This is a genomic window from Arachidicoccus ginsenosidivorans (genome assembly GCF_007971385.1).
Lineage (GTDB): Bacteria > Bacteroidota > Bacteroidia > Chitinophagales > Chitinophagaceae > Arachidicoccus > Arachidicoccus ginsenosidivorans.
Map to the genome: position 1 here is coordinate 2,910,772 of NZ_CP042434.1, position 20,867 is coordinate 2,931,638.

17 protein-coding genes are annotated in these 20,867 nt (G+C 36.9%); 12 read left to right on the top strand and 5 right to left on the bottom strand.

What is annotated here, in order from left to right:
* The first annotated feature begins 30 nt into the window (after positions 1-30).
* On the top strand, positions 31-519 hold the full coding sequence (locus tag FSB73_RS11655; RefSeq protein WP_146782194.1) for a MauE/DoxX family redox-associated membrane protein: 489 nt from the start codon (positions 31-33) through the stop codon (positions 517-519).
* 158 nt (positions 520-677) lie between these two features.
* Entirely contained in the window at positions 678-1,055 is a 378-nt protein-coding gene (locus FSB73_RS11660) for a hypothetical protein (RefSeq protein WP_146782197.1), read from the top strand.
* Positions 1,056-1,101: 46 nt separating this feature from the next.
* On the opposite strand, the gene FSB73_RS11665 is transcribed toward FSB73_RS11660, so the two are convergent.
* From FSB73_RS11665 to FSB73_RS11680, 4 genes are read right to left on the bottom strand one after another with little or no spacing between them, the layout of a single operon-like run.
* Positions 1,102-2,472 (bottom strand): RagB/SusD family nutrient uptake outer membrane protein, encoded by a 1,371-nt coding sequence (locus tag FSB73_RS11665; RefSeq protein ID WP_146782200.1) that lies wholly within the window; start codon positions 2,470-2,472, stop codon positions 1,102-1,104.
* Positions 2,473-2,483: 11 nt separating this feature from the next.
* Entirely contained in the window at positions 2,484-3,068 is a 585-nt protein-coding gene (locus FSB73_RS11670; protein WP_146782202.1) for a hypothetical protein, read from the bottom strand.
* 17 nt (positions 3,069-3,085) lie between these two features.
* Positions 3,086-5,698: a SusC/RagA family TonB-linked outer membrane protein gene (locus tag FSB73_RS11675; protein ID WP_146782204.1), complete on the bottom strand. Its 2,613-nt coding sequence runs from the start codon at positions 5,696-5,698 to the stop codon at positions 3,086-3,088.
* Positions 5,695-6,339, bottom strand: a complete 645-nt coding sequence (locus tag FSB73_RS11680) for a TlpA family protein disulfide reductase (RefSeq protein WP_158639509.1) — start codon at positions 6,337-6,339, stop codon at positions 5,695-5,697. The genes FSB73_RS11675 and FSB73_RS11680 overlap by 4 nt, the downstream gene beginning before the upstream one ends.
* A gap of 666 nt (positions 6,340-7,005) precedes the next feature.
* On the opposite strand from FSB73_RS11680, the gene FSB73_RS11685 reads away from it, so the two are divergent.
* Together FSB73_RS11685 and FSB73_RS11690 are read left to right on the top strand one after the other, a co-directional pair.
* Entirely contained in the window at positions 7,006-7,533 is a 528-nt protein-coding gene (locus FSB73_RS11685) for a helix-turn-helix domain-containing protein (protein WP_146782210.1), read from the top strand.
* 107 nt (positions 7,534-7,640) lie between these two features.
* Positions 7,641-8,048: a helix-turn-helix domain-containing protein gene (locus tag FSB73_RS11690; RefSeq protein WP_146782213.1), complete on the top strand. Its 408-nt coding sequence runs from the start codon at positions 7,641-7,643 to the stop codon at positions 8,046-8,048.
* A gap of 16 nt (positions 8,049-8,064) precedes the next feature.
* Here FSB73_RS11690 and FSB73_RS11695 read toward each other — a convergent pair whose 3' ends face one another.
* A complete protein-coding gene (locus FSB73_RS11695; RefSeq protein WP_146782216.1) occupies positions 8,065-9,042 on the bottom strand; it encodes a helix-turn-helix transcriptional regulator in 978 nt (325 codons plus the stop codon).
* 246 nt (positions 9,043-9,288) lie between these two features.
* Between FSB73_RS11695 and FSB73_RS11700 the strand changes: the two genes are divergently transcribed.
* The 8 genes from FSB73_RS11700 (at position 9,289) to FSB73_RS11730 (ending at position 20,742) form a co-directional block, all read left to right on the top strand.
* On the top strand, positions 9,289-10,392 hold the full coding sequence (locus tag FSB73_RS11700) for an AAA family ATPase (protein WP_146782218.1): 1,104 nt from the start codon (positions 9,289-9,291) through the stop codon (positions 10,390-10,392).
* A gap of 600 nt (positions 10,393-10,992) precedes the next feature.
* Entirely contained in the window at positions 10,993-11,529 is a 537-nt protein-coding gene (locus FSB73_RS11705) for an RNA polymerase sigma factor (RefSeq protein WP_146782221.1), read from the top strand.
* Between the two features lie 37 nt (positions 11,530-11,566).
* A complete protein-coding gene (locus tag FSB73_RS11710; protein WP_146782224.1) occupies positions 11,567-12,673 on the top strand; it encodes a FecR family protein in 1,107 nt (368 codons plus the stop codon).
* A gap of 513 nt (positions 12,674-13,186) precedes the next feature.
* Positions 13,187-16,009, top strand: coding sequence for a SusC/RagA family TonB-linked outer membrane protein (locus tag FSB73_RS11715; RefSeq protein ID WP_225973953.1), 2,823 nt, complete (start codon positions 13,187-13,189; stop codon positions 16,007-16,009).
* A gap of 42 nt (positions 16,010-16,051) precedes the next feature.
* The gene (locus FSB73_RS24860) at positions 16,052-16,387 is read left to right on the top strand and encodes a hypothetical protein (RefSeq protein ID WP_225973954.1); all 336 of its coding nucleotides are present in this window, start codon (positions 16,052-16,054) and stop codon (positions 16,385-16,387) included.
* A 122-nt stretch (positions 16,388-16,509) separates the two neighbouring features.
* On the top strand, positions 16,510-18,408 hold the full coding sequence (locus FSB73_RS11720) for a RagB/SusD family nutrient uptake outer membrane protein (protein WP_146782227.1): 1,899 nt from the start codon (positions 16,510-16,512) through the stop codon (positions 18,406-18,408).
* Between the two features lie 127 nt (positions 18,409-18,535).
* Positions 18,536-19,981, top strand: coding sequence for a sulfatase-like hydrolase/transferase (locus tag FSB73_RS11725; protein WP_146782230.1), 1,446 nt, complete (start codon positions 18,536-18,538; stop codon positions 19,979-19,981).
* A complete protein-coding gene (locus FSB73_RS11730) occupies positions 19,981-20,742 on the top strand; it encodes a PA14 domain-containing protein (RefSeq protein ID WP_158639510.1) in 762 nt (253 codons plus the stop codon). The genes FSB73_RS11725 and FSB73_RS11730 overlap by 1 nt, the downstream gene beginning before the upstream one ends.
* Positions 20,743-20,867 lie beyond the last annotated feature (125 nt).

Below are 20,867 nucleotides of genomic sequence, written 5' to 3' on the forward strand. Positions count from 1 at the left end.
AACACATTGAATAAGAATAATTATTTTGTTATGTCTTTAATACGCATAAATGTCGCAGAAGCCTATCCCAGCCAAAAAAGGCTGAACAGGATGAAAATAACCATCAGTATTATTTGTGGGCTACTTACACTTCTTTGGGCATACGCTGCATTTAGTAAACTTTTGAGTTATCATGATTTTCTGATCCAATTAAAAAGACAACCGTTACCTACCTGGTCAATTTCTGGGTTAGCTGTGGGATTGCCCATTTTTGAGCTGTTGATCGCCTTTTTAATATGTGGTAATTATACAAAGAAGGCAGGGCTTTGGTTGTCTTCAGTCTTAATGATTTGTTTTACGGGATATGTTGCATTGGCTTTAAGTGGTGCTTTTGGCAGTATTCCTTGTAGTTGTGGCGGCATTTTGAGCCGCATGGGATGGCAAACCCATCTGATATTTAATATTGTGTACACAATCCTGGCTTTATTTGGACTGTGGACTTTTAACCGATATAAAAAATTGAATATTCATGCCAGGTAAGTGGAGCTTACCTGATGTATTAGGCCTTAACGGGAAGGAAGCTGAAAACCCGTGATAAATAGAGTAAGCATTAGTGTAAATAGCGGCCGCTGATATAAATGATTTGGGGCGGTTTAGCGAATGGTTATTATTTTCAAATTTTTAAATAAGAACAAGATATGAAAAAGAAATATCTTACCGCTCCAGTTATTGCAGCTTTAATTGGGGTGGGCCTGGCAGGTGTAGCCAAGGCACATTTAAATGCACGAGTAAATAATCCTGATGAAGAATATACTTTTATATATTCACCAGATAATCCATTGGATTATTCTCAAGCATCAGTGGAGGATTTGAGCAATTGGCATTATACTGAGAACCCAACAACATGTTCTGGAGATGCGAAGGCGTGTTCAATTACTGCACCTGCCACGGATGTGGATGCGACTGGTACAGATCCAATTTTGAAGTCAAACATTAATCTTCAGACTGACGGCTCTGGGAATGTTTATTATGTTTCGGATGTGGAACCATTAGCTTCTTATTCTAATCAAGATTAAAAATGCATGATGAATATTGTTAGGGTAACCATTGGTTACCCTAATTTTAATTTTGTTGGATCCCAATAATTCTAACCAAATTGTCCGGGAAGGGTAGTGCATAATAATCTGAATTTGGTTGTAATGTTATGATTTCTCCATCACGTTTGCGTTTAAGAATTATATTGTAGTCTTCCTTGTTTAATCTTTTAATATCAATCCATCTTAAACCTCTATAAATCAATTCTTTCCTTCTTTCTAATAGAACGCGCGCTAGAGCATCTTTTTGATTGGAGAATTTAAGTGGTATAAAAGAAGTCGTTTGATATCTTTTTGATAATAAATAATTTAAGTCTCCAGTTCCTTCAGCTAATTTTCCTGCTCTAATATAACATTCAGACCTGATTAAGTACATTTCATCGGTTGCTATACCTGTAAATATATTTCTTAAGTTATTATCTGTATAGGATCCTTTGTAATATGAATAACCTGAATTGTCCTTTTCAAAAAATGCTGTTTTTCTGAGATCATTAGGCTCATAATGACTATAGAGTATGGTATCGATGTAGGCAGGAGTAGTATAATGTATCAGTCCTAAGCTCTCAGAAAATAAGGAATAGAATATTGTTTCTTCGTTGAAATTTCCAAAGGGGGTTGTGGAGGATATTTTAGATTCGGGAATTTGATTATAATCTATTAAAGTGTGGTTGATTTTTAAACATGAATCTGCGTATAAAAATGCATTTGTATAATCTCTCATGGATAAGTAAGTTCTCGCTAATAAACCAAATGCGGCTGCTTTCGATGGCCTTGTTGCGATTGGTGGAACCCTTGGAAGGAGCTTGGCTGCTTCTTTTGTGTCTTTTATTATTTTATCATAACAATCTTCTACTGAAGACCTCTTGAAGGTGACATTAAAGTCGCTAGATGTCCGTAGCATAATACCCAAATCTTTGATTGAAGTATTTTCGTCGAAGGCTTTGCCATAATCCCAAAGTAGGCTTAGAAAATAATAGGATCTAATAAATAGTGCACAGCCTTTTACATTATTATAGAGCTGCTTATTGTCAAGTGTTGTCTTAATGTTTTTTATGCCTTCCAATGCCAAATTCGCATAATATATTGCGACTGGTGTGTTTGACCAATCGCCACCACTTTCTAATTTTTTTAACTCCCAATAATAAAATTGAGGTCGTGGTTCATTTTTAGATTCAATTGCTGATTCGGGTATGAAATAATCATCACACGATGTTTCTCCTGCTTCTGGCGTCCTTGTATTAATGCGGACATCATTGTTGAGCAACTCTTGTAGATCTTTTAATGATTCTGGTACGACTAATCTCTCGTCTGGCTTTTTATCTAAATATTTGTTGCAGGACAATATACTCATCACGAGTAAAGTGAATAAGATTCTATAAATTAATTTGTTTGTTTTCATTCTTTTATTTTTTAAAAATGTAACCTAATTCCTAAAGTATATGTTTTCGGGGCAGGAATAGATTTGATGGAATCCGGGTCTATATGGTCTTTATTGGCGCGCCACAAGATGCCTAAATTGGCTGCATTTATGAATAGTTGTAAGGTGCAGTTTTGCTTTTTACTTATTTTATTGATATTATAGAAAAGGTTAACGTACTGTAATCTAATATGATCTGCTTTGATTACATTTATTTCTGAAGTTTGATAAAAAGAGCCTCTGCTTACATTTAATGGATATATTAAAGATGGCACACTGGTATGTTGTTCATCTCCAGGCTTCATCCATCTTTGGTTGTAATTTATTCCGTAAGTTGCGTCTCTTATGGCCAGTCCGCTGTAACTTAATGCTTGTTTTAAAGAATAATAACCCAATTTATAAATGATATTAAAATTAAGACTGATATTACGCCAATTTATGGTATTATTTATAGCTCCAAACCAGGTCGGGTTGGCGGATCCGAATATTTTTATAGAATTATTGTTTTCTGGATTATAATACACGTCATTAGCTATTGCGGTGTAATCTGTACTTTTGTCGTTGCCAAGATAACCCATTGGATTTCCATTTTCATCTAATCCCCCCACTTATACGCGATCATTGTATATAATGGTTGACCTGCAACAGGATTTATGCGGTAAGGTTTTGCGACATATGCAGAAATTGTATTGTTTGGATCGTTGTATTTGGTGGTTTTAGCTAAGTTGTAACTTACTAGTAGAGTGCTCTTCCATTGTATTTTTTTCTTTATTAAGGTGGAGTTTAATATAATATCAATTCCGTTTCCTGCCATATTGGCAACATTTTTTGTTATTGTTGTACCTCTGCCAGTTGCAGAATAATCATATGGAGTTGCACCATACAAATTGACACCTTTTTTATGATAATATTCAATAGATCCATTAAGTGCATTGTTTATTGACGAAAATTCTAATCTTACATTTGTTTGATAGCTTTGCTCCCATTGTAAAGAAGGATTGTTTATTTGGTTAATGTCCAATACTGGTAATTGGGTTAGTCTGCTATTGCTTGATGCGGCAATGGCTTGAGCCGTTTTTGATAAATCGACATTTCCGCTTACGCCATATGTTACTGCCAATTTAAGATAGGGTAGTAGTTGGTTTTTATAAAAAGTTTCTTTCGAGATTATCCAGCCTGTTCCGATGGACCATAAGGGTGTCCATTTGTCATTGGTACTTGCACCAAATATGTTTGATCCATCTCTTCTTAGACTTCCAGATAGTATATATTTTTGTTTTAGGGAATATGATCCGTTTGCAAAAAGTGATATAAATCTGTTCGTTGTTTTTGTGATTTGTCCTTGGGTGTTTAAACCTCTAGTTGCCCCTGTTATAAAGGTAGGATAGGATAAATTGGGATTTATTGTTACTATCCTTAACGGATTTTCAGTATAGCCATAATAAAACTGGTCACTACCATTAGTTTGGACTTGCCTTACCTCAGCACCGAAAAGAAAGGAAATGTGGTCAGCTCCAAAATGATGATTATAGTTTATTTGACCACGAAAATTTTGACTGTTTATCTCCGCCTGACCCTTATAAAGGATGCCGCCAACGGGAACAATATATTCAATATTGCCAGTGGCTCTATCTAATTGTGTATATCTGTTGATTAGATCCCTAGTATAATAACTCAGAGTATCCCCAAGTCTATGGTAGTCAATATTTTGTTTTTGATATTGGTATTTGAATGATATATTTATATCTTTATATATCTTGTATTGAAATCCTAAATTGGCGGTATAATCCTCTGTTCTATTTTTTTGTAAATAGTGTTGCCAATCCGTATATGGGTAGTAATTCCAGTCTTTTAAATACCCTGCGCCTGCTGTGTCTGTGTAACCTGGCCTTAGTACATGAGTTGTCGCAACCGCTTGCCCGTCTTCATCCACTAGGTTCAAATATGGAATTTGGATTAAGGTAGGTATGGTTGTTATAGTTTCATAACTAGGCATTCCGTTTGTAGTTAACGTGTTAGAGTAATATAATCCTACATTGAGCTGTGCATTTTTAAATGGTTTATAAGTATTATCAAATCTGAGATTGACCTTATCGTCTTTGTTTCTAAGATTGCCAACTGATTTGTTGTAATTGCCGGAAATTACCCAGGCAAGATTATCGCTCCCACCACTAAGGTTAAGTGCATATTGTTGTAATAGGCCTTTTCGGTAAAAATATTTTGTGAATTGATCCCTGCTGTCTATTTGCTTTAGAGCATTGATTTGATTCGCAGAGTCTTCTGCGCTTATTTTTCCTTCCCGCCTTTTGTTGAAGATTTCTACGGCCGGACTTAATGCCGTCATTGATTTTGATTTTAGTTTGGTATTGTAATAACCGTTATTAAATAGAAACTGTTCAAAATCAATATAATCTGAAGAGGATATTTGTTTGTTATAATATAAATCGGGCTTATTTGTAATTGTATAAGTTGAACTAAAATCTACCTTAAGTTTTTGATTAAATTTTCCTTTTTTTGTTGTAATTACAATGACACCGTTGCCTGCCCTGGCTCCCCAAATGCTGGTGGCTGCGGCATCCTTTAAAACCGTAACACTTTCTACATCATTTGGATTAATATTATTGATATCGCCTTCATAAATAAAATTATCTAATACGATTAAGGGATCCAAGGGGCCATTGATAGTGCTTAAACCACGTATTGAGATATTGGTTGTATTTTGAGGGTTGGTCAAGTTTTTTTCTGTACTTACTAATAATGAGCTTGTTACCCCTTTTAACCGATCAAGGATATTTGGACCTGTTTGTTCATTTAAAAGCTCGTTGCTAATAACTGTATAGGAGCCATTTGTTTGATTAGGCTTTATCTGCTCATACCCAGTATTTATTGTAACCTCTTCTAATTCGTTTTGACTTTCTTCAAGGTGGCATTTTATATTAGTTGTTGTTGAGCTAATGGCTATTTTAGCTGGTTTATATCCTACTTTAGTAATTAATAGTGTATCCGGGAGGGAAAGTAGCTCCAGGTGAAAGCCTTTCTTCCCTGATATAACGGAGATATTATTTTTTATGGCAAGCACAGTAGCGTCAGGAATAACGGTACCGGATTCTGATGTGACAGTGCCCGTTATTATTTGTTTTTGATTCTGTGCCCTTACTATAACGGTGGAATATAGGGCAAAAAGTAAAAGGTACTGCTTTAATTTCATTTGGCTTTATTTAAAAATGATGCAATGGCTGGTTTAAAGTATTGATATTGGGCAGGTGTCAACTTTAATTTTTGTAATAGCTCTGGTTTGTCGCTTCGGTTACCATTTTTTATTTTGTTTTCTTCCATCCTAATATTCTTTATAGTGGCTGCGATAGTTTCTGCGTTGATTTGTGTGTCCGAGGTTTGGGCTATGATGGTGCCATTGGGAGCGATCCAGACATAATGTGGATAATAATATTTCCAAAAAAGCTTGTTATATAAAGTGCCGGCGGTTATACTGGGTAAGGTGAATGGCTGTTCATGTTTCTGGTTCCAATTATTAATAAATAATTCGACTTCATCCCTTGAATTTGGGCTGATTAATAAAAATTGGAGATCGTTCTTGAATTTTTTCTGTAATTGTTCTTCTAACGGGAACATTGCAATGCAGGTACCGCAATGTGGCCCCCAAAAGTCTAATATGATGAGTTTTTGGCCTAATGCGCTCAGTGTTGTAATGGAATCTTTGAAGTTTACTATATTAATCAATGGAATATCTGGGATCCTATCATCTATATAGTATTTTGTAACCTCAATTTTTTGACAAAAAAGTGTTGTGCAGAGCATAGCTCCGCCAAGCAAGCATAAAATCTTTTTCATAATTAGTTTACATTGTTTTGCCCTACACTTGTGTATTGGTAGGTGCATTTAATCTCTTTGGCCGATATGATCAAGCGAAATCATATTGGTTACTTATTTTATATTGTTCGTTTATTAATTTTCATATTATTATTTTCTTTCAATTGGTTCAATGCGATTGTGGGTTACATTGAAGGCAAATGTTTCTGACAAGCCGATACTTATTTTTTGGCCTTAAAATTTGACAGGAGACATTTTTGTTGAATTAATACGGTTTAAAATGCCGGTTTAAATATAATTATTTGTGCTTTACACTGCTTCTGTATTGAAAATAATGAAATAAAAGCGTAAAAATGAAAAAATATAAATTGTAAATATTTATGTTTTAAAATGGATATAAAATGACCTAATCTTATATAAAACTATTTGTATTTAATTTTTTGGCTACAATTATTAATTATGGTTACATTTGTTATTTTTCAATTAGTAATTGAAAAATAATTTAATATAGATTAAATATAAAATTAATGATATTATATTTGATTAAATTTTGATTAATTTCATATGTTTCAATTAACTAATTTATCTTGTGGCAATTTCGTGGCTCAAATGTATAAACTTTAACGTTAACGACAAAATAAAATATAAAATAATTTAGTGTCGTCAGTAACTTTATTTTTTTTGTATATGGCAAAATTAAAACCTACCAAGCCAAAAAGTTCGCCACCAAATGTGAACGACGTCCTGAAATCCGTTGGCAAAATGGTTAATACTATTATGGAGGCTAAGGGGTTATCAAGTGAAGAAGTTGCTTATATTGCAAATTTGGCTCCTGCAACCGTCAAAAAGATTTTGGCTGGCACTGGCTCCTCCTTGACAACCTTAATTTTAGTATGTGTAGCTTTAGAAATGACTCCGAAGGAGGTATTTGATTTTCCAATGAAGCTTAAACCTTTTAATAAATTATCCACTATGCCAGTTAAAGAAAGTTCCAGACCAAAATATAAAAAGTATTTGTTAGATTTAATTAGGGATGGGTGGTTCTCTGAATTAAAAACGACGGAAGAGGTATGCGCTTATTTTATAGAAAAGCATAAATATAATGCGGAAACTAAAAATTTATCTTCAATTTTAAAGAGACTCGTGAAGGGTGGTCATCTTTATTTAAAGAAAATTGGGCGTAATAATTCTTTTTACTATAAAAAGGATACATAGCTGTTTTAGTTTCGTGACTTTTTTTGATTGGTTAATTTTCACTTGTTTTTGTGCTTTAATAATTGCTGCGGAATTCGTATCTTTATCTTGTACACAATTCTAGTCATATGATTGATATCGATGCTTTACTCCACAAGGTGGGCAGTAATTTACGTAATATGCGCACATACCATGAAACCAGTCTCGTTAAGCTTGGAGAGAAATTGGGGTATTCTCATGCTACCCTTAGTAAAATTGAAAGCGGTAAGCACAAATCCGTCTCGCTAGTGACAATAGCCGAGTTCTGTAATCTTTATGGCATTTCCTTAGAAGAGGTCTTGAGCCTTAATGGACCCCACCCGATTATTTTTGCAAATGATTCCAACAATTATAATGACAATTTAATTGGTGGTAAGGCAGGTGTGCTTTGTGCTGATGGCTATTTAAGAGCCTTGGAACTTGCCTATGAGGAAATTAATTTGCTGAAGGAGATACTCGCCAGTAAAGGTTTTTTAAAAAGTGAGAATGATTTGTAGATTTAAGTCATTTTCTTCACCTTTTATTTTTCTTGTTTGTTGTTTTAGTTGGTGCGTACAAGTCCAGACTTTTTTGTAGCATGTCAATGACAGATTGCCTGAGTTCCTTGGGTTCGATTACCTCTACATTGCCATGCTGGGATAAAATCATGGTGAGTAAATCGTCATTTGGTCTTACGCAAATCTCTATAGTGAACTCCTGTTCATTTTCTACTAATATTTTCTGGGTGCTGTGCCAGGGTTGACTTTTGATAAAAGGTGCCTGGTCCGGGTGGAATTTTAGGATGACCTCTTGGACAGGTGCCTGGGTGAACCTTACACCTATGACATCATCAAATAGATCCATAGGCTTTTCTATATGACCTTTAGTCCATGCGGTATAATCAGATAATTTTTGTAATTTAATTTTGTTGAAACTCTGATCGGTGAGGGATAAGTTGACAATGCGGTCTATGCCAAATAGTAAGGGCATATTTGTTTTGCCTGGCCCTTTTGTTTTAATGACTGCTAATAGATACCAGCGATAATTAAATTCTTTAAGGAAGAGTGGTGCGACCAAATGTGTTTTGGGATGATCATTTTCGTAGCGCTGGTAAGTCACTTCAATCCATTTTGTTGTAGTAATGGCCTTAAATAGATCTGGCAGGAAAGTGGACCCCTTCGCGACCACTCTGTCATCAAATTCAATAAATTGTAAGGTATTTGTTGGGAAGGCTGCTACTGACTGCATAAAGTCAGCAGCCACCATTAAACCTATTAGTTTTGTTTGATAATCGTCGTCTGAGGGATTAAATTTAAATTTTCGGTTTTGGGGATTATATTCAAAATCCAGACCGATATTCTTTAAGTCGGATAACAGTCGCTGTACGGTTCGCTCTGAATTAGGCAGATCATTGTCGGCTAGTTTCTGTTGTATTTCTGCAGAACTTATACTGTGTTTATATCTGAAAAGCTGCGTAATGACATTATAGCTTTGGTTCTTTTTAGTGGACATAAATAGTTAATTTGTTCGTTATGAGTGCCATAAAGATAAAAGAAAAATGTTTTAAGGTGAAAAATTAAAAATTATATTTAATTGAATTGCCGCTTTTTTATGTTTTCCAAGGGCAACCCTGGGTATTTTTATTCTAGGATGATCCCGCTATTATTAATTAACCATCTTTTTTAAGTTTTTTCTATTTCTGCGTCTGTTTTTGGCAGAGGTGTACTATTAGCTTTGTAGCACCAAAAATAATAAAGGATGGAACAAAGCAGTGTGATTGATTATTTGGGGCAGAAAACGCCCCCGGTGTCTGAGGGAGCACTTATGCAGGCGCTAACCAGCGAATATGAGGATTTTTTAAAACCATTACACCTATATGTAGCACATTATAATGCTATTCCCAGCGAAACCATCATGTATGATATGGATGCAGTTGGCGGGGCTAAATGGTTTGCCAAACATTATTATTCGGATATAGTAAACGAATATAGAAAGAACTTTCAATTTGCGAGGAAGGACTCTTTGGAGGTGTTTTATTGTTTAAGAGGGGAAATCATGGTTTATTTTGATATTATAGATAATGAAGTGACGTTTTATTATCAAAGAGCCAATGCTGAAAAAGTTGGGTATTTGATTAAAAAATTGAAGCGGTTTCAGCGGGAACCTGTATCTCTTCCAGAAATGTATATAATGCTCTATGAAAATGGCAGGTTGGAAACAGAAAAGGTTCCGATACATCTGCTGAACTTGGATATTGCTACTCATTACAATGATGACTTTATAAAAATTGACCAGATCATCCAGGAAAAGCTAAATGGACATAAAGAAAGAGGCCTCGTATTGCTACATGGCGCACCCGGAACCGGGAAAACGTCGTATTTGAGGCATTTGATTGCCTCTATCAATAAAAGGGTCATATTTATGCCGCCTAGTATTGCCATGGAGATTGGGGAACCTTCCCTGATGACTTTTTTAATAAAAAACAGCAATAGCATTTTTGTGATTGAGGATGCGGAAAGCTTGGTTAAAAGCAGAGAGGGTAGGCTCTTTTCTCCGGTGGCTTCTATCCTAAATATTTGTGATGGGCTGATTTCTGACTTTTTAAACATACAGGTGATCTGCACCTTTAACACAGACATCTCCAAAATAGATACCGCATTACTTAGAAAAGGCAGGTTGATAGCCCGTTATGAGTTCAAAGAGTTAGCTGTAGATAAAGCCCAGGCTTTATCTGACAGCCTTGGCTTTAATCGACGCATATCTAGGCCGACCTGTCTATCGGATATTTATAATCAGGATGAAAAGGACTTTGAACAATTACAGCGGGTTTGTATTGGGTTTAAGCCGTCCCAAACTGCCTAATGAGACATGTTCATGCTTGTGAGTACGCGTCCCGAAAACCACGGGGCGCTTTGTTTGTTATTCAAAGACAAAGCTTAGATAAGAAGCAAATCCTTATTTACATATATTTAAATTTGAGTAGGGAATAAAAATAAAATGGAGGAGTATTACTCAATAATACGCATATTTGTGCCGTTCCTCAGGTGGCTGCCTGGATATAATCAGTGACGGGCATTCGCCTGCTTATATGAGGGCAAAAGTTCTTACCTAATTGAAGACTAGATTTATACCAAGTTCATACGACAGTGCGCAAGCGGCTTATTTACATTGATTTAGCATACTCAGTTTTAGATTTAGATGTTTTTATATAACAAATCATGTGATTAAAATGAAATGACTATACATATTCACCTTATTCACTGATTGTATAGTGGTTTAGTTTAAAATTTATAATTAGAACTCCTGAAGGTTGTTTTAGGCTCATTAAAATATTCTTTTTAAAATAATTTGCGCAAACCATTGCGTAAATAAAAGTTGCTATTTCAATGGAAATTATCATAAATTTAGACAGTTTAGGCGGTGGTATATTGCCTTAATCCTATTAATTTAAACATTTCTATTATGGATCCTCTCATAGTGAAAATAAAAGCTGGCGATAACTGTGCTTTTAATGAAGTGTTTTATTTATTTAGTGGTAAATTGTTTGGCTTTCTTTTCAATAAGACAAAATCAGAATACCTTGCTAATGAGATAACTCAGTTAACTTTTATTAAACTTTGGAAATATAGAGAAAGCTTGAATGTGGATCTGAAGTTGTCTACACAAATTTTTCAAATTGCCAAAACACTCATGATTGATGAGCTTCGTAAGGAAGGTCGAAACAAGGAACATTTGGAACAATTTAAAGTATCTGAAAATATATTCAAAATTAGCATGATTAGTGGCTATGATATTATGGATGAGAAAGATACGCATAAAATAATTCAACAGGCAATAGAGAAGTTACCGCCAGTTAGGCAGAAGGTATTCAAGCTGAGTAGGGAAGAAGATCTCAGTTACAAGGAAATCTCCCAGGAGATGTCCATTTCAGTAAAAACCGTGGATAAACATATTCAACTCGCGATCAGATACATACGAGGACTCGTAAAAACGATATAGTTGAAAAGAATTTATCTTAAACATATAAGGCTGAATAGTGACTAAAGAATTGATTGAGAAATACTATAGTGATACTTGCTCGGAAACTGAAAAGCAAGAGATTAAGCAATTTTTTGAGGAGCATCCTGAAGAAATTGAAAGGTATTTTGATGAATCAGAATGGGAAAACTATGAAGAAAAGTTATTGGAACGAAATGAATACACTGACCAATTTCTTAATAAATTAGGGACGCAGGTACCGGATACTCGTTTACGACGTTTTAGATTAATTAGAAGAATAATTATAGCGGCATCGATTTGTCTTGCACTAGGTTTTTCTACTTACTTTTTAATGCCTTATTTTCAAAAGCCAAAAATTTCACTTAAAAATACAGCCGATCCTATTACATCACCGTATACAATTCTAACCAATAAGGAGCGGGCTGTAAAATCTGTAAGTCTTCCTGATAAGTCAGAGGTACGCTTATCACCAGGAGGTAGTATTAGGTTTTTAACGGGATTAAAGGGGGAAAGAAGGGATATTTATTTAACTGGAGAAGCTATATTTAAAGTACAAAGGGATGCAAACCGACCCTTTACCGTTTACTGTCGTGAAGTCGCTACAACAGCGTTGGGGACAATTTTTAAGGTCACTGAACAAAATAATAATACAAAAGTAGCTGTGAAATTACTTGAAGGAAAGATTGTCGTCAGATCTACGGATAAGAAAACGGCAGATGGGAAGGATTATTATTTATTGCCGGGTAATGAAATTGCTTATAGTAGGTTGGATAAACAGTTTTCAGTTATTGACCCAACTGCCCAAAATGAAAATACAAATGAAAGAGCCAGGAAAATGAACACGGACATTGTTCAAGTAGCCCCTAAATCCAGGAACACTAATACAAAATCTATATTAAAGGCTATTAAGGAGGGCCAAAATGGAATTCAGTTTAATGATGTTAGCTTAGCGCAGGTTCTGGATTTTCTTGCGGAAAAGCGGGGAGTTAAAATATCCTATCCTACCAACCGTGTAGAAAATATTAAATTTATTGGTACCGTCAATGACGGGATGACCACAAAAAAAGTACTATCAGATATTGCAGCCATGAATGATCTTATTCTTATCCGAGATACGATAAATAATAAGTTTATTTTACAATAAGTAAATCTTTTAAAGTCAATTTTTCCTGCCAAAGTATAGTATGTAAAATGAGTATAATTGAGGTGGACATATAAGATGATTGTTTGTTATGTTTAGAAAATTTTGGGCTAAGATCTTTGTTGCCAGCGTAAAAAATACGTAGTAAGAAAGAAGTATCTTTTTAGGTGTGCGGCAAAACCTCAAAAAAGGGACGATGCATAGTTAATTAATATGTTGGACATTATTATTATTTGAATTTAATATGTTGTTATACATATTTACAAAGCTTATTAACAATATTGGCTCGCTAGTTTCAATTATTTTAGTATTTAAATTATTACATTATGAAAATAAAATAGTATAATGTTTTGTATGTAAGTAATATAAGGGTTTAGTTAGGCTGATGGGATGTGTTTTCTTGTATGTTAAAAAAAAATCAAGACTGATTACGGGATAGATGTTTTTTAAACGTATTACTATCAAACAATAATCAATTTAACTATGTCAAGAAAACTGAAAAATCGAATATGTATCATGTGCATATTATTGGTTGCCATACTAACTAATCAGACATATGGGCAAAAAATTAGCACAGGAGCCACAGGGATCGTAAATAATGGAGCAGGGGTTCCACTACATGGAGTTACTGTTGAGGCAGAACAAAATAACCAGACCGTTGCTCATGCAATTACTGACAGCCTGGGCAAATTTAGGATCGATGGCCTTAGGCCTGGCCATTATAATTTTAATTTTAGCATAATTGGCTACCAGAAACAGACATTGAGTGGTAGTGTACTTGAGCCTGGCAAGATGACTTCTATTCTCATTACTATGGTAAGCTTGGCAAACAGTCTCAATGATGTAGTTGTGGTTGGCTATGGTCAACAAAAAAAGGAAAACCTGACGGGATCTGTTTCGCAAATAAAAATGGAAGACGTTTTGGGGGACAGGCCGGTAATTAATACAACCAGCGCCTTACAAGGAGCAATACCAGGATTACAAATCACCAGATCTTCTACGCCAGGCCAAAATAGTAATTCGCTTAATATTCGTGGCCCTTTATCCATTAATGGTGGGAATCCGCTTGTACTGATTGACAATGTGCCTGGAGATCTAGGCTCCTTGAACCCGCAGGATGTTGAAACAGTTACAGTCCTTAAAGATGCGGCATCCTCTGCAATTTATGGTGCCAGGGCTGCTGGCGGTGTTATATTAATAACTACAAAGCATCCAGGGCCTAATGCGCCTTTTCAAATAAATTATAATAATAATTTCGGGTCGGAAAAAGCGTTAGGTTCTCCGGTTCAAGCCTCTTTAGAAAATTATTTAACCGCATATTTAGATGCTGGTCTAAGTGATAAGTACTGGGCTAATTCTCAGAGTGTTTCTAAATGGCTGGAATATCTAAAAGATTACCAGAAAAATCCGTCTGCCTTTAATTTGATAGGTGATGGTATTTATGTAGATCCTTCAAATGATATTTATTACTTACATGATAAGAATCTTTGGGACAGTTTTTTGAATAACGGTTTGTTGCAATCACATAATATTTCGGTTTCTGGCGGAACAGATAGGGTTAGATACAGGATATCAGGAGGTTATAATTCTGAAAATGGCCCATTAATTACCAATAAGGACTTTTATAAGCGCCTATCACTTAATTCTTATGTTTCGGCTGATGTTACTAAGTGGTTTACTCAGGAATTGAATATAAAATATTCCCAATCGACCAAACGTCTGCCAACAGATGAATCCGGTGGTTTATATAGTCTAAGACTAGTCTCCTATTATCCAGAAGGAGATATGCCTGCTTCCTTATTGCTAAACAGTGATGTTGATGTACCTATTTTTACGCCCAAGAATAAAATTCTCTTTTCTAATCCAAGTACATTAATAACCAATACGCCTAGCTTATCTTTTAAATCCATCATTAAGCCATTGAAGAATCTGGAAGGCGTCTTTGAGTATACTTATAATAAGACTGATAATGAGTCGTCTTATTATTCTGGCCAATGGACTTATAGCACTATTCAGATGGCCGCTACGACTGTCCCAAGTACAGATTATTATTTTAAATCACGTTATTATACTGATTATAATTCGTTTAATGCTTATTTGACTTACAAAAAGGATTTAGGGGATCACCATATTAAACTTATGGGTGGTGCTGCCCAGGAATCCAGTTATTATGAATTTATCAGTAACAATGCCGAAGGACAGGCATTAATTTCCATACCTTCTTTTTCAGGAGCTACTGGAACGGTAACTGATTATGATGAATATAGCGAATTTTCGCTAAGGAGCTTGTTTTATCGGGCCAACTATAGCTATAAGGATAAGTATTTACTGGAGCTGAACGGACGCTATGACGGATCTTCTAAATTTCCAGAAGATCACCGCTTTGGTTTTTTCCCTTCAGTATCTGTTGGATGGCAGATTGCAAAGGAAAGTTTTATGGATGGGCTTAGAGAAGCGATTAATGAATTAAAATTACGTGCGTCTTATGGATCAATTGGTAATCAGAATATCGCTCCATATGCATATACACCTACTATGGATGTGGCTAAGTCAAATGTATGGGCAGTTAATCAAGATCGGGTAACGGTTATAGGCACTCCTGCATTAGTAAGTGATAATTTTACTTGGGAAACAGTTACTTCTGCAGATATTGGATTGGATTTTGGCCTGTTTAAGAATAAATTCTCGGGGGTGTTTGATTGGTATCAACGAGATACCAAAAATATGTTATCAGCTGGGACACCATTACCAGGTGTCGTAGGAGCCTCAGCCCCTTTGCAAAATACGGCCAATATGCGAACTAGAGGTATTGAGCTATCTCTTAATTGGAGAGATAAAATCGGCCAAGTTGGCTATCGTCTTGGCCTGAATCTATACAATAGCAGTTCTTGGATTACAAAGTATAACACCAATACCTCTGGATTGCTTAGTGATTACTATGTTGGGCAGAAATGGGGTGAAATCTGGGGATATGTTGCTGATGGATATTATAGCGTAAATGACTTTTCAGATGTAAATAATTGGACGTTGAAAGATGGCGTGACTTCCATAAAAGGATATAATGTTAAACCGGGTGATGTCAAGTTTAAAAATTTGATGGATGACGAGAACAGCTCCAATCAAATTGATGCGGGATTAAGTACTTTGAAAAACCCTGGTGATAGAAAAGTTATAGGAAATTCAATGCCTAAATATCAATACGGTGCCAATTTGGGCGTAAATTATAAAGGATTTGATGTGAATATCATGATTCAGGGCATTGGAAAGAGAGATTACTGGATATCTGGCCAATCCATTTTTCCATTTGCAGGTTCAGGAGCGAATGATGCGGTGTTTTAACCATTATATTATAATCAGACCGATTATTGGAAACCTAAAAGCATGGATCCGGCCAGCCCAGATTATATGGTGGCAAAAAATCCTAACGCGAAATACTATAGAATATATGGCCAAATGGAAAATGTTGGCTCCAATACAAGGGTATCTGATAAGTACCTGCAGGACGCTTCTTATTTGCGGATAAAAAATATTACGCTTTCCTATTCAGTTCCACAGACTTTATTAAAAAAGGCGCAAATCACTTCACTGAGGTTTTTTGTGGATGTAGAAAATCTGGCCACGTTTACTTCTCTACCCAAAGGTTTTGATCCAGAATCACTTTCATGGTCTTATCCTTTTTATAGAACGATTTCTTTTGGTCTGAATTTGACGTTGTAAAATAAAGTTCTGTTACAAAAAGAGTAGAAGCAAACAATTCGGTTACCCAGGTGTTTTTGTCAATTCAATATAGTGAATAATGTCAGAACACTGCATATTTAAAGTAAAATAAGATGAAACAAATGAAAAATATATGCTTGGTTTTTAGCTTAATGGTGATTTTGCTGGGATCTTGCGCTAAAGATTATTTGGAAAAATTTCCCTTGACCTCACCAACGGAAAGCACGGCTTTCCAAACCTATGATAATTTTAAATCCTATATGTACCCCTGCTATGGGATGTTTACTGACGGGACAATCTTGACTTCTGTTACGGCGGGTTTTCCCGAAAATGCACAGTATCGGGGCGACTATTATGCCAATTATTTGACCTTTAAAGGCACAAGCCAGCAAAATCCTTATGCATGGCAAACTGTTGCAGATGCCGTTTCAGGAAATGGTTGGGATTTTACCTATATCAGAAGGATTAATATAATGTTAGATCATATCAATGATGGCAATCTTTCTGTAGATGAGCGAAACCATTGGAAGGCGGTTGGTTATTTTTTTTATTGCTATTGGTATATGGAGTTGGTTAACCGTTTTGGCAATATTCCCTGGGTCAATACAACGCTTGGAACTTCTTCCGAACTAGCTTACGGCCCCAGAGTGGATAGGTTAGTGGTCACCGATAGTATCCTGGCTAGGTTAAAATGGGCAGAAGCAAATATTGGAAATTTCTCTTCTCAGGATGGAGGTAATACCATCAACAAAAATTGCATTCTTGCTGTAATCTCCAGGTTTACTCTTAGAGAGGCCACATGGAGAAAATACCATGCCTTAGGGGACTATAATAATTACCTTAAGGAATGTGCTAGTGCATCTAAGGAACTGATGGCAATATATCCTACGCTTTATACAGGAACTGATGGCTCTCCTGCATCAGGCTATGGTGAAATGTGGACAACTGAAAGCCTGGAAGGTATTCCTGGGGTGATCTTATATAAAGAGTATTTTGCCAATACCAATTATTATTGTAATTCTTCATATATTGAGCACACATCCTCTCATTATGTTGAAATGCCACAACATACCGTAGATATGTATTTGTCTCAAAACGGGCTGCCGATTCATAATGTGGCTAATACCACCTATGCAGGAGATAAGACGCCTTATTCTACCTTCAGGAACAGAGATCCGAGATTGTATCAAACTGTTATGCCCCCCTTTAAAGTAAGTGGCACGCCTGGAGATGCGCCAGGATGGTCTTATACTGCCGATCCTGCAGATAGAGAATATATTGATATTATGGGTGCTAATTTGAGTTGTTCAAATCCTGGAATTGGTATGAAACGATTGCCTTCGCAGAATTGGTCTGCAACCGTTTTGGGGTCTGTGCCCAACTTTTCGGATGGAACATCCTCTGATACTAAGGCTTTTGTATCTTGCCGATCTGGATATTATGTTTGGAAGTATTATGATCAGTGGGAGACAAGTTTTAATAATTCGCCACTTAATACTTCTGATAAACCAGTTTTTAAAATAGATGAGGTCCTACTAAACTATGCAGAATGTATGTGGGAAATGGGGCAATTTACGCAGGGAGTAGCAGATGAGACTATTAATAAACTTAGGGATAGGGCAGCAGTGGCACATATGATCGTTGCGAGTATTGGTGCTGATTTTGATCCAGACGGAGATCAAAGTGTTGACCCTGTACTTTGGGAAATCAGAAGAGAGAGAATGGTTGAACTGATGGGGGAAGGCTTTGGGTTTGACGATGTCAGAAGGTGGAACAAAGCTGCCTGGTACATAAACCGCCAGGATTATGGCATGTGGGTTAAAAAGTCCGCTATAACTGGTAATTTATTGAATATGAATACTAAACAAGCGGATAATACAGGGATGACTGAAGGGTACCGATTCCTGTACAATGATCCAGTTAAATCCGGCAAAGGTTGGTTGGATAAATACTACCTTTATCAAGTGCCAACCAATGAAATTGCCTTAAATCCTGCGCTGGATCAAAATGAAGGCTGGTAATTATAGAAATACAAAAGGAACTACCAATTTTATTGAAAATGGTAGCTCCTTCTTGTTTTTTTAATTAGTGGAAATTTCTACTTAAATTCTTGTTTAATATGTAATTGTGAGACTAAAATCTATGTAAATGAAGCGTACTATTAGAATTTGCAGTGTATTGTGCTTAATGGGCATGGCTGGGATACTTAAAGTAAATCAACTTTATGGCCAGCAAAAAAAGCCCAATATCATATTTATCCTGACTGATGACCAGGGTTATGGTGATGTTGGCGTATTTTTTCAAAAGCAGCGTGCCAAGGAGGGCAAACCGTATGAACGGTCGCCCTATCTGGATAAGTTGGCAGAAAGTGGTGCCATTTTTACGCAGCAGTATGCTGCTGCACCCGTATGCGCTCCCTCCAGGGCATCGCTGATGTTGGGCGTTAGTCAGGGTCATTCCAATGTTCGCAATAATGAATTTGACAGAGCTATTGACAGTAACTATACCATGGCTTCCACCCTGCAGTCTTTAGGTTATGCAACCATTGCCATCGGCAAATGGGGACTCCAGGGCTCAAAGCCCTGGGATAAGGATGGGGACGATTGGAATGCCCGTCCAACAAATAGAGGGTTTGATCAGTTTTTCGGCTACATGCGCCATATGGATGGCCATGAGCATTATCCTAAAGAAGCTCTTTATTTTCCAAACCACCAGCAAGTAGAAGTATGGGACCATGGCCAGAATATCACCCCTGAGTTAGATAAATGTTATACACCCGATCTTTGGACGGCGTATGCCAAAAAATGGATTACTGACCATCAGCAAGCACAGGGCAAAGATAAGGATAAGCCGTTTTTTATGTATTTAGCCTTTGAGACCCCGCATGCTGTTTTAGAGTTGCCTACGCAGGCCTATCCAAAGGGGCAAGGACTCCACGGTGGATTAAAGTGGTTGGGCACCCCGGGCCATATGATCAATACAGCCACCGGCACACCAGATAGCTATATCCATCCAGATTATGCCAGTGCTACTTATGATGACGACAATAATCCGGCTACAAAGGAAGTGCCCTGGCCGGATACCTATAAAAGGTACGCCATGTCAAACAGAAGAATTGACTATTGCGTGGGAGATCTGATGGCTTTACTGAAGGATTTAAAGATTGAAGATAACACGATTATTGTCTTTACTTCGGATAATGGCCCTTCCATTGAAGATTACCTGCCAAAAGGTTATGTGCATGTCGAACCCACTTTTTTTGCCAGCTATGGTCCTTTTGATGGGATCAAAAGAGACGACTGGGAAGGAGGTGTCCGCATGCCGGTCATTGCCGCCTGGCCTGGACATATACCAGCCGGCAGCGTGATCACTAAACCCAGTGTTTCCTATGACTGGGCTGCGACTTTTATACAGGCAGCTGGAGCGATACCGCCAGCGAGAATGGATGGCGTATCTTTACTTCCCGAGCTGACTGGAAAAGGCCAGCAGCAGCCTAGTCAGATATACAACGAGTACTTTTTCCTGGAAAAACACCGAATTTTAAAGAGTTTGCTCCCGCACACAGGGGCAGGGTTCGAGGACAGATGCAACTAATGCGACTCGATAGTTTTGTAGCGGTGCGATATAATGTAAAATCTGCATCGGATAACTTTGAAATTTATAATGTTGTAAGTGACCCGCAGCAGACCCGAAACCTGGCGCTGACGCCAACGCTGCCAGTTAAGCTGGATAGCCCGGCACCAGCATCCGCTAGCTTCAGAACTGTAAGCGATCTGCAGACTTATTTTAAAGCGAAGGTCTTACAGTCAAGAAGGCCAGAGAAATGGGCAAAACGGCCTTATGACAGTGCACTTGTACCCGCAGTTCATGCCACAGCGATCCAAGGTGGCCTCAATTGGCAGTTTTACAAGGGGCATTACAGCTGGATTCCCCAGGTCTCTGCGCTCAAAGGGACTCAGCGCGGGCATATTGCTACCATTCAGTTAGAGGGATTAAAAGCCGTTCAATCTGGTCGTGAAGGGCTACTGATGCTGGAAGGATATATTAAGGCACCCACAGATGGCAATTATACCTTCTATTTGAGCGCTCAGTCTAACGCCTTTGTGAAGTTGCATGACATGCAACTAATTGATGCGGATTTTGGTTATACGCCGGGCACAGAAAAAACGGCTCAGGTATTTTTAAAGGCCGGCTTGCATCCCGTGCGGTTGTATTATAATCAAAAGGATGTTAGGAAAGTAAATAAAATAACGGAAGCTAAAGATCATATACCACTACTTCAATTATCGTGGAGTGGACCCGGCTTCTCAAAGGAGCCCATAGCCCCCGAAAATCTATTTAGCAGAAAAAAGTAAGGTTTTCTATTTTATAATGGTCATAATAATGCTGGCATAGATGGTATGGATTTAAATCCATACCATCTATGCCAGCATTAGTTTATTTTTTGAATGAGAGAATTGAATGGCTTTGGCTAAAATGC

Excerpts from the sequence above, each read along its gene's own strand:
- FSB73_RS11655 (WP_146782194.1), top strand. The coding sequence starts at position 31 with ATGTCTTTAATACGCATAAATGTCGCAGAAGCCTATCCCAGCCAAAAA.
- FSB73_RS11660 (WP_146782197.1), top strand. The coding sequence starts at position 678 with ATGAAAAAGAAATATCTTACCGCTCCAGTTATTGCAGCTTTAATTGGG.
- FSB73_RS11665 (WP_146782200.1), bottom strand. The coding sequence starts at position 2,472 with ATGAAAACAAACAAATTAATTTATAGAATCTTATTCACTTTACTCGTG.
- FSB73_RS11670 (WP_146782202.1), bottom strand. The coding sequence starts at position 3,068 with ATGGGTTATCTTGGCAACGACAAAAGTACAGATTACACCGCAATAGCT.
- FSB73_RS11675 (WP_146782204.1), bottom strand. The coding sequence starts at position 5,698 with ATGAAATTAAAGCAGTACCTTTTACTTTTTGCCCTATATTCCACCGTT.
- FSB73_RS11680 (WP_158639509.1), bottom strand. The coding sequence starts at position 6,339 with ATGAAAAAGATTTTATGCTTGCTTGGCGGAGCTATGCTCTGCACAACA.
- FSB73_RS11685 (WP_146782210.1), top strand. The coding sequence starts at position 7,006 with ATGGCAAAATTAAAACCTACCAAGCCAAAAAGTTCGCCACCAAATGTG.
- FSB73_RS11690 (WP_146782213.1), top strand. The coding sequence starts at position 7,641 with ATGATTGATATCGATGCTTTACTCCACAAGGTGGGCAGTAATTTACGT.
- FSB73_RS11695 (WP_146782216.1), bottom strand. The coding sequence starts at position 9,042 with ATGTCCACTAAAAAGAACCAAAGCTATAATGTCATTACGCAGCTTTTC.
- FSB73_RS11700 (WP_146782218.1), top strand. The coding sequence starts at position 9,289 with ATGGAACAAAGCAGTGTGATTGATTATTTGGGGCAGAAAACGCCCCCG.
- FSB73_RS11705 (WP_146782221.1), top strand. The coding sequence starts at position 10,993 with ATGGATCCTCTCATAGTGAAAATAAAAGCTGGCGATAACTGTGCTTTT.
- FSB73_RS11715 (WP_225973953.1), top strand. The coding sequence starts at position 13,187 with ATGTGCATATTATTGGTTGCCATACTAACTAATCAGACATATGGGCAA.
- FSB73_RS24860 (WP_225973954.1), top strand. The coding sequence starts at position 16,052 with ATGGATCCGGCCAGCCCAGATTATATGGTGGCAAAAAATCCTAACGCG.
- FSB73_RS11720 (WP_146782227.1), top strand. The coding sequence starts at position 16,510 with ATGAAAAATATATGCTTGGTTTTTAGCTTAATGGTGATTTTGCTGGGA.
- FSB73_RS11725 (WP_146782230.1), top strand. The coding sequence starts at position 18,536 with ATGAAGCGTACTATTAGAATTTGCAGTGTATTGTGCTTAATGGGCATG.
- FSB73_RS11730 (WP_158639510.1), top strand. The coding sequence starts at position 19,981 with ATGCGACTCGATAGTTTTGTAGCGGTGCGATATAATGTAAAATCTGCA.